Here is a 7,594-nt window from a genome sequence, read left to right on the forward strand (position 1 = left end):
GAGTCAGGACGACCTGGACTCAGGCAAGCAGATATTTAATACGACTTGCGCCGTTTGTCATAACGCCGATGGTACTGGCAACTTCGCTCTGGGTGCGCCCAACCTGACCAACAATATCTGGCTTTATGGCTCCAGCCAGACGCAGGTGGAATACACCATTCGCCAGGGACGTAATGGCGTAATGCCGGGCTGGCATAAGATTCTCGGTGAAGAGAAAGTTCATCTGGTGACCGCCTATATATACAGCCTGACCCATAAGTCAGAGTAGTTTTACCACAGAGGCGCAGAGGTCACAGAGTAAAGAAAAAAGCACTTCTCTGTGACCTCTGCGCCTTTTATGCCCCAAGGGTACTGTGGTAAAAAAGCAGTAAAAACTTCACCGGCAAATTTAGGCTCTATGAACACACACAACGCCAATCAAGAACCGGAGCTGATCGACCTCTACCAGAAGCCCGAGAAAATATACACGCGCAGCTTTTCCGGTCGCTTCAGAAACTGGCGCCTTGCCGGTGGCACCTTCCTTTTTCTACTGTTCTTTGGCACCTGCTGGATAAACGTCAATGGACGTCAGGCAATTCTGTTTGACCTTCCCGCCCGACAATTCCATATATTCAACACTACGTTCTGGCCCCAGGATTTCATTCTGCTCTCCTGGCTGCTGATCATCTGTGCCTTTGGCCTGTTCGCCCTGACCGCCTACGCCGGACGCATCTGGTGTGGTTATACCTGTCCTCAAAGTGTATTCACCTGGGTTTTTATGTGGGCAGAGCGCATTACCGAAGGTGAGCGCAACCGCAGAATGAAGCTGGACAAAACACCGATGTCCACGGAAAAGTTTCTGCGAAAAAGTGCCAAACACATCCTATGGCTGACCATTGCCTTTACTACCGCCCTGACCTTCGTTGGCTACTTCATCCCGGTTCGCCAACTGGTTATGGCGGTCGCCACCTTTGATGTAACACCCTGGGGCATTTTCTGGCTGGGTTTCTTCACCCTTGCTACCTATGGCAATGCGGGCTATCTGAGAGAACAGGTCTGCATCCATATGTGCCCTTACGCCCGCTTTCAGAGTGTCATGTTTGATAACGACACCTTAGTGGTTGCCTACGACCAGAAACGTGGCGAGCAGCGGGGCCCCCGCAAAAAAAGCGCAGACCCGAAAAACAGGGGGCTGGGCGACTGCGTAGACTGCACCGTCTGCGTTCAGGTCTGCCCCACCGGCATTGATATCCGTGATGGCCTGCAATACCAGTGCATTGGCTGCGCTGCCTGTATTGATGCCTGTGACACCATCATGGACAAGATGGGCTACGACCAGGGACTGATTCGCTACACTACCGAAAACCAGCTGACCGGCCATGCCCCCCATTGGCTCAGCCCCCGTTTGCTCGGGTATGGCTCGGCACTGGTCATTATGATTAGCCTGTTTTTCTTCACCCTGAGTCAACGGGTTCCCCTGGAGCTGGAGGCATTGAGGGATCGAAATGTCCTTTATCGGGCCATCAATGATCAGCAGATAGAAAATATCTACACTCTGAAAATTGCCAACAAAGACCAGCAGGCTCACACAATCCAGATACAGGTAGCAGGTATTGAAAATCTGAAAATAGCGGGAAAAACGACCATTGTTGTAGAGCCTGGCAGTGTCGAGCAGGAAATCGTCAGAGTGATCGCTCCGTTAATTAACGGTGCACCCATCACCCGACCGATACGTTTCAGCATCACCTCCAGCCAGCCCGGCCTGAAGGCCATTACGACAGAGAGTCGCTTTATGGTTCCCGGACAATCTAAGGACAAGCGGTAAAATGACACAACCCATCTCAACCCATAAAGAACCATTTACCCCCTGGCACCGTGAACCCTGGGCATGGTACATCGTCGGCATTCTACTGGTGACGTTTGCCTGGGGGGGCGTTCAGCTTTATACCGCCTTTACCTACAAGGACAGTGTCGTTATTGCTGACTACTACAAAAATGGCAAGGCCATCAATCAGGACATGACCCGTATTAAAAATGCCAGAACACTGGGCATTGAAGGGATGATGATCATCGATGAGTTGATTGGCGAGGTCAGGCTGACCGTTCGTGGCACCTCTGAACAGTCGTTGGAAAAATGGCCAGAACAATTAAAACTCAGCTTTTTATCACCGGCATTCCAGAGTCAGGACAAAATCATTACCCTGAATCGCTCCTTTAGCGACAACAGCAACGAACCCGTTTATGTGGGTCAGTTGGAACAAGCCGTTACCGGTCGTTACTACCTGCAACTGGAAACCGAAGACCTGATGATTCCCGAGGTCGGCTACCAGTCTGGCTGGAAAATAACCCTGGAAGCACAGGTATCCCCGGGAACACCGATACTCCTGAAAAATCCAGAGGCCTGATGACCAATACGCACTGCTTTCATTGCGCACTGCCGGTCACTGACCCGGCACTGTTTTTCGCAGAAGTTGAAGGAACAGAGCAACCCATGTGCTGCCCTGGCTGTAAAGCAGTCACGGAAGCCATTGTCGCCGGTGGTCTGGCGGGCTATTACCAGCACCGGACAGAGAATGCGCCACAGGTCTCCGATCTGAACCAGCGTCTTCAGGAAGAGTTGCTGATCTATGATCGCGAGGATATTCAGAAAGATTTTGTACGACAATCTAATGATAGTGATCATCAACACATAGCCAGCCTGCTCATTGATGGCATCACCTGTGCGGCCTGTGTCTGGCTATTAGAAAATCATCTGGAAGCCCTTCCCGGAGTGGAGCGGGTCAATGTTAATTTAAGCACCCATGAAGCGCAGATTACCTGGCAGAACGACACAATTCCCCTCAGCAGCATCCTTCTGGAAATCCACCGCATCGGCTATAAAGCCTTTCCCTGGCGGGCGGATCATCAGGAAGTTTTGCTGAAAAAAGAAAACCGCGCTTCTATACGACGACTGGCTGTTTCCGGACTGGGTGCCATGCAGGTAATGATGTACGCCATTGCCCTTTATTCCGGTGCCATCAGCAATGATATGCCGGAAATCTATCGGGATTTGATCCGGATTGTCAGCGCCATTGTTGCAACCCCCGTGGTGTTTTATGCCGCCGCGCCTTTCTTTAAAGCCGCATGGCGGGATATCAAAATACGACACCTGGGCATGGATGTCCCGGTTTCAATCGCCATTGGCGGTGCTTATCTGGCCAGTCTCTGGGCGACCTTTATCAGCGGCGGCGGCGAGGTCTATTACGACTCGGTCTCCATGTTTACCTTCTTTCTGCTGACCGGGCGCTATCTGGAACTACGGGCACGTCACGCTACCGCCAGGGCCGCCAGGGCTCTCACCAATCTGCTGCCCCCAAGCTGCCTGAAACAAATCAATGGTCAGTATGTACGAGTCCCGGTTGCCGACCTGCAAATCGATGATCTTGTCAGAATCCTGCCCGGTGATGCCATACCCGCCGACGGTATTCTGTTGACAGGCACCACCAGCGTTAATGAAGCCATGCTCACCGGAGAGTATCTGCCCATTGAAAAACACCAGGGGGACACCCTGTTGTGTAGCAGTATCAATGTGGATCACCCGGTTGAAATCAAGGTCACGAACGTTGGCGAGCAAACCCGGGTAGCCGGGATTATCCAGCTTCTGCAAAGAGCACAGCAGGATAAACCAGCCATTGCCAGACTGGCGGATAAAGTCGCCAGCTGGTTTGTTGCCTGTGTGCTTCTGGTGGCAATTGTCGTCTATTGGGGATGGTCTGGTATCGCACCGGAAGATGCCTTCTGGGTTACCCTTTCGGTACTGGTAGTCACCTGCCCCTGCGCCCTTTCTCTGGCCACTCCCGCCGCACTGACCGCCGCCACCGGCTATTTGCACCGCCTTGGCCTGCTGGTTACCCGCAGCCATGTTCTGGAAGGCCTTCAATCCATTGACCATGTGATCTTTGATAAAACCGGCACATTGACCAAAGGTGAGCTCTCACTGACTCAGGTAATGCCATTAGACCACTGCAAACACTCACAGAATGAACTTGTCCAGCTGGCATCTGCTCTGGAAGCGCATTCAGAACACCCCATTGCCAGAGCATTTACCCTTCAGGGAAGCGGTTCCGCTCCTCAACAGGCCTGCGATGTAAAGAACCATCCGGGCAAAGGTATTAAAGGAACGATTGGCAAAATTCAATACCGAATTGGCAAGCCTGACTTTGCCCATCCATCTACAAACCTGACCCCGCCAAAACTTGAAGGTCAATGGCTGCTTCTGGCTGATAGCAAACACCCACTCTGCTGGTTCCAAATTACCGACAGCCTGCGCCCTGAAGCGGTAACCACTGTCCGGCGATTACATGAAATGGGCAAAAACGTCTGGCTCCTCAGCGGCGATGCCGAACCCGTGGTTGCAGCAACGGCAGAGACATTGGGTATACGTCACTGGAAGTCTGAAAGCAGCCCGGATGAAAAGCTGTCATTTATTCAGGAACTGCAGCAACAGGGACATAAGGTTCTGATGGTCGGCGATGGCATCAATGACGTACCGGTTCTTGCAGGTGCCGATATCTCCATAGCGATGGGCAACGCATCCGATCTTGCCCGCACCAGTGCCGATGCCGTGCTGATCTCCGGCAACCTTGAACGGCTGGCTGATGCCTTTAACCTGACCATAAAGACCCGTAAAATCATTCGCCAGAATCTGGTCTGGGCTCTTGGTTATAATCTGGCCGCCCTGCCCCTGGCAGCAGCCGGTATGATTGCCCCATGGATGGCCGCTACCGGTATGGCACTCAGCTCACTGATTGTGGTTGCCAATGCCCTGCAGCTAAATAAATCCAGCGCGCCTGCGCAACCACTGTCTTCAGTCGGGACTCCTGCTCCCTTAAACGCAGAAGTAATGGTTTAAATATGGAAAGCCTATCTGGAAATCATGTTCGCTCCCATGTTCTGAGGTTGTCGCCCCCCCGTATGCATTCCCACGCAGACCGTGGGAACGAGGTGTAAACAAATGGAAAGCCTGATTATCCTTATCCCGCTGGCTCTGGTCCTGATTACAGTCGCTATCAAAGTGTTCTTCTGGGCAGTGGACGATGGTCAGTTTGATGATCTCGAGGGACCTGCTCACAGCATTCTCTTCGACGAGCCTCAACGCTCGAAAGCATCAGCAAGCGATAATAAAACGAAGTAGCACATACAAGGCTGTAACGCATGACCATCAATGAAGTACCCACCCTGATTTCAGCGCTGACACTGGGCGTTCTGGGCAGCGTCCACTGTATTGGCATGTGTGGCGGCATTACCTCTGCACTCAGCCTGTCTCTGGCAGGAAAATCCCGAACCCGGATTTTCTGGCTGATGCTGGCCTATCACTTGGGACGGATATCGAGCTATGCTATCGCTGGTTTTCTGCTGGCCGGTATTGGCTGGTACCTGGGAGGTATCAGCCCGGGAATAAAGATGGGGCTTCGTTATTTCGCGGCCATCATGCTGATCGCCATGGGACTCTACCTGACCGGTTGGTGGCGCGGTCTGACCCATCTGGAAAAAGTCGGTCACAAGCTTTGGAAACATATTCAACCCATGGCAAAAACTATACTTCCCATAAAGAGTTTTCCCAATGCACTGGCCGTTGGCATGCTCTGGGGCTGGCTGCCCTGTGGTCTGGTATACAGTTCTCTGGCATGGAGCGCTACCCAGGGACAACCCATTCAGGGCGCACTTCTGATGGCCTCATTTGGTCTCGGAACGATACCTTCGGTATTCTTGCTGGGGGCATTTTCACGACAACTGAGTGGTATTATCCAGGCTAGTATTACCCGTAATCTGGCGGGTTTGATGATTATACTGTTTGGTTTGTGGTCCATGCCGGGAGCGCATCAAAAATGGTTGATGTCAGTCTTACACCATGTAATCAGCTTTACTTAGTTCATCATCTAACGCCTGCAATAAACCTCTGTCTTCCGAACGAAATTGCAGCGGCAGTGCCGGAAGATAGTCAACAAAATGAGTGCAACTTACTTCGGCCTCCTGAGGTCTGGACTCACTGTCAGGTGTAGGTTGTTGTGGAGCCCGGTGATCACCGGCATCTCGAATACTCGTAGAAGCAGGCCTTTGGTGTTTAATAATTGTAACCTTGGTGCCATCAGGCAAAGACCGAACCTCCCGGGCTGATAGGATATCAGCCCGCCCGCACAGCGGCCTATCCTCACCATCTCTTAACCTGTACCGTGGTAACGTTTGAAAATTATTTACCACATAAATGGTGCTTTTGAATTGAGCCTTCTTAACCACAGCCCCCTCTTTCAAAGGTTGATTAGCCGCCACAACAAAACCACCAGCATTTACTCGAGGCATAACTCACCTTATTGGATAAACCAGACTTCCTGTCCAATATTGACCTTCTTTTTTCCCGAAAGTTCCAAACAACCGAAGAGTCGCCCTGGGTACATTTAACCTAAATTCAGCAGTTAAAAACTGAATTGGTGCTGTAGCCCTTACAATGCAAAGGTTTAGTGGGTTTTGGTGCTTCACCCAATGGGTGAGCACTATAAATCACCGAAACATTACTCCTACAAGGGTTTCCACGATTTTATGAAGTTCAACTGCTGAATTTAGGTTTAACTTCTGTTGACAGCCTTAGGAATTATCCGTTAATAATTTCCCTATTTTGCTCACCACAGAGACACAGAGAAAAGACTTTCTTCCTTCGTGATGAAGAGGAAGTTATTTCGTGACAGCTCCTAAGCGCACCGTAGCCACCCATCTGCCCGAGATCCTGCTCAATATGGTACTGAGGCAGGCAAGACTGATTTGCATCATAAATTACCAACCAGTTTATGCCGATGGCTTGTGTATGATGGTTGCCTGAAGCTGGGACTCAAAGGAGTCCCAATCCATAAGCGAGCTGCTGATAATTTCCAACCGGCTATCCGGACTTTCTTCAATCTCTATAACGCTGACCACTCCATTCTGCATATTAAACCCTTTAACGCCCTGATCAGTTTTGGCAACGGCTTTTAAACGCTGGACATTCTGAGAGTGAATCAGTGAAAACAGTCGGTCAAATGAGAAAGAGGCATGTTCCGAAAATAGCCAGCCACAGCTGAAATGATTCTGACCTTTATTTTCTCTACGGAGAAACAGCTGGTTTTCCGGCAGGCTCATTTCAAATGATGCTTCCGGGTGCTGGTGGTTGTCTTGATCAACGGTGTGATGAGCCTTGGGGTTTACCGGCATACGATCCAGGTGGGGAAGGTTCAGCCACTCACTGGATAACTCTCCCTGTTTAACCCAGCGGGTCAGAGGTTTTGGCTCCGGCAGTTTTGTTGCAAACTGCTCGAACCGTTTTTTGTCCTCTTCACTGCACAAGTCCGTTTTATTGGCGACCAGCACATCGGCCAGATGGATCTGATCCCGGAAGTTATCATTTTCCAGATAACGAGCGTCTCCAAGGTTACGGGGATCCACCAGACAGATGCTGGCATCAAGACTAAGAATCGCCTGATAATATTCGCCTTTAAGGGTATTGATAATTTCCTGTGGATGCCCCAGTCCTGTTGGCTCAATTAACAGTCGGTCCGGCTTACTGCGGGCAATCAGCATGTTGAGACCCTGTCTCTTATACACATCT

The 7,594-nt window shown here is 51.0% G+C and carries 8 protein-coding genes; 6 read left to right on the forward strand and 2 right to left on the reverse strand.

The genetic code is table 11. The features are described 5' to 3' along the window. The 6 genes from RM811_RS06490 to RM811_RS06515 form a co-directional block, all read left to right on the forward strand. A partial coding sequence (locus tag RM811_RS06490) for a c-type cytochrome (RefSeq protein ID WP_402522038.1) occupies positions 1-268 on the forward strand: 268 nt, incomplete at its 5' end. 129 nt (positions 269-397) lie between these two features. Continuing rightward, entirely contained in the window at positions 398-1,804 is a 1,407-nt protein-coding gene (gene ccoG / locus RM811_RS06495; RefSeq protein WP_402522040.1) for a cytochrome c oxidase accessory protein CcoG, read from the forward strand. 1 nt (position 1,805) lies between these two features. Continuing rightward, positions 1,806-2,384, forward strand: a complete 579-nt coding sequence (locus RM811_RS06500) for a FixH family protein (protein WP_402522042.1) — start codon at positions 1,806-1,808, stop codon at positions 2,382-2,384. Further along, on the forward strand, positions 2,384-4,870 hold the full coding sequence (locus RM811_RS06505; protein WP_402522045.1) for a heavy metal translocating P-type ATPase: 2,487 nt from the start codon (positions 2,384-2,386) through the stop codon (positions 4,868-4,870). The genes RM811_RS06500 and RM811_RS06505 overlap by 1 nt, the downstream gene beginning before the upstream one ends. 102 nt (positions 4,871-4,972) lie before the next feature. Continuing rightward, positions 4,973-5,152 (forward strand): cbb3-type cytochrome oxidase assembly protein CcoS, encoded by a 180-nt coding sequence (gene ccoS, locus RM811_RS06510; protein ID WP_402522047.1) that lies wholly within the window; start codon positions 4,973-4,975, stop codon positions 5,150-5,152. A 20-nt stretch (positions 5,153-5,172) separates the two neighbouring features. Next, entirely contained in the window at positions 5,173-5,889 is a 717-nt protein-coding gene (locus RM811_RS06515) for a sulfite exporter TauE/SafE family protein (RefSeq protein ID WP_402522049.1), read from the forward strand. On the opposite strand, the gene RM811_RS06520 is transcribed toward RM811_RS06515, so the two are convergent. Together RM811_RS06520 and RM811_RS06525 are read right to left on the reverse strand one after the other, a co-directional pair. Next, positions 5,863-6,318 (reverse strand): hypothetical protein, encoded by a 456-nt coding sequence (locus RM811_RS06520; protein ID WP_402522050.1) that lies wholly within the window; start codon positions 6,316-6,318, stop codon positions 5,863-5,865. The genes RM811_RS06515 and RM811_RS06520 overlap by 27 nt on opposite strands. Positions 6,319-6,798: 480 nt before the next feature. Further along, positions 6,799-7,594 (reverse strand): CobW family GTP-binding protein (locus RM811_RS06525; protein WP_402522053.1); only part of this gene is annotated, 796 nt, incomplete at its 5' end.

This window comes from Endozoicomonas sp. (genome assembly GCF_031844845.1).
Classification (GTDB): Bacteria; Pseudomonadota; Gammaproteobacteria; order Pseudomonadales; family Endozoicomonadaceae; genus Endozoicomonas.

Excerpts from the sequence above, each read along its gene's own strand:
- RM811_RS06500 (WP_402522042.1), top strand. The coding sequence starts at position 1,806 with ATGACACAACCCATCTCAACCCATAAAGAACCATTTACCCCCTGGCAC.
- RM811_RS06520 (WP_402522050.1), bottom strand. The coding sequence starts at position 6,318 with ATGCCTCGAGTAAATGCTGGTGGTTTTGTTGTGGCGGCTAATCAACCT.
- RM811_RS06515 (WP_402522049.1), top strand. The coding sequence starts at position 5,173 with ATGACCATCAATGAAGTACCCACCCTGATTTCAGCGCTGACACTGGGC.
- RM811_RS06505 (WP_402522045.1), top strand. The coding sequence starts at position 2,384 with ATGACCAATACGCACTGCTTTCATTGCGCACTGCCGGTCACTGACCCG.
- ccoG (WP_402522040.1), top strand. The coding sequence starts at position 398 with ATGAACACACACAACGCCAATCAAGAACCGGAGCTGATCGACCTCTAC.
- ccoS (WP_402522047.1), top strand. The coding sequence starts at position 4,973 with ATGGAAAGCCTGATTATCCTTATCCCGCTGGCTCTGGTCCTGATTACA.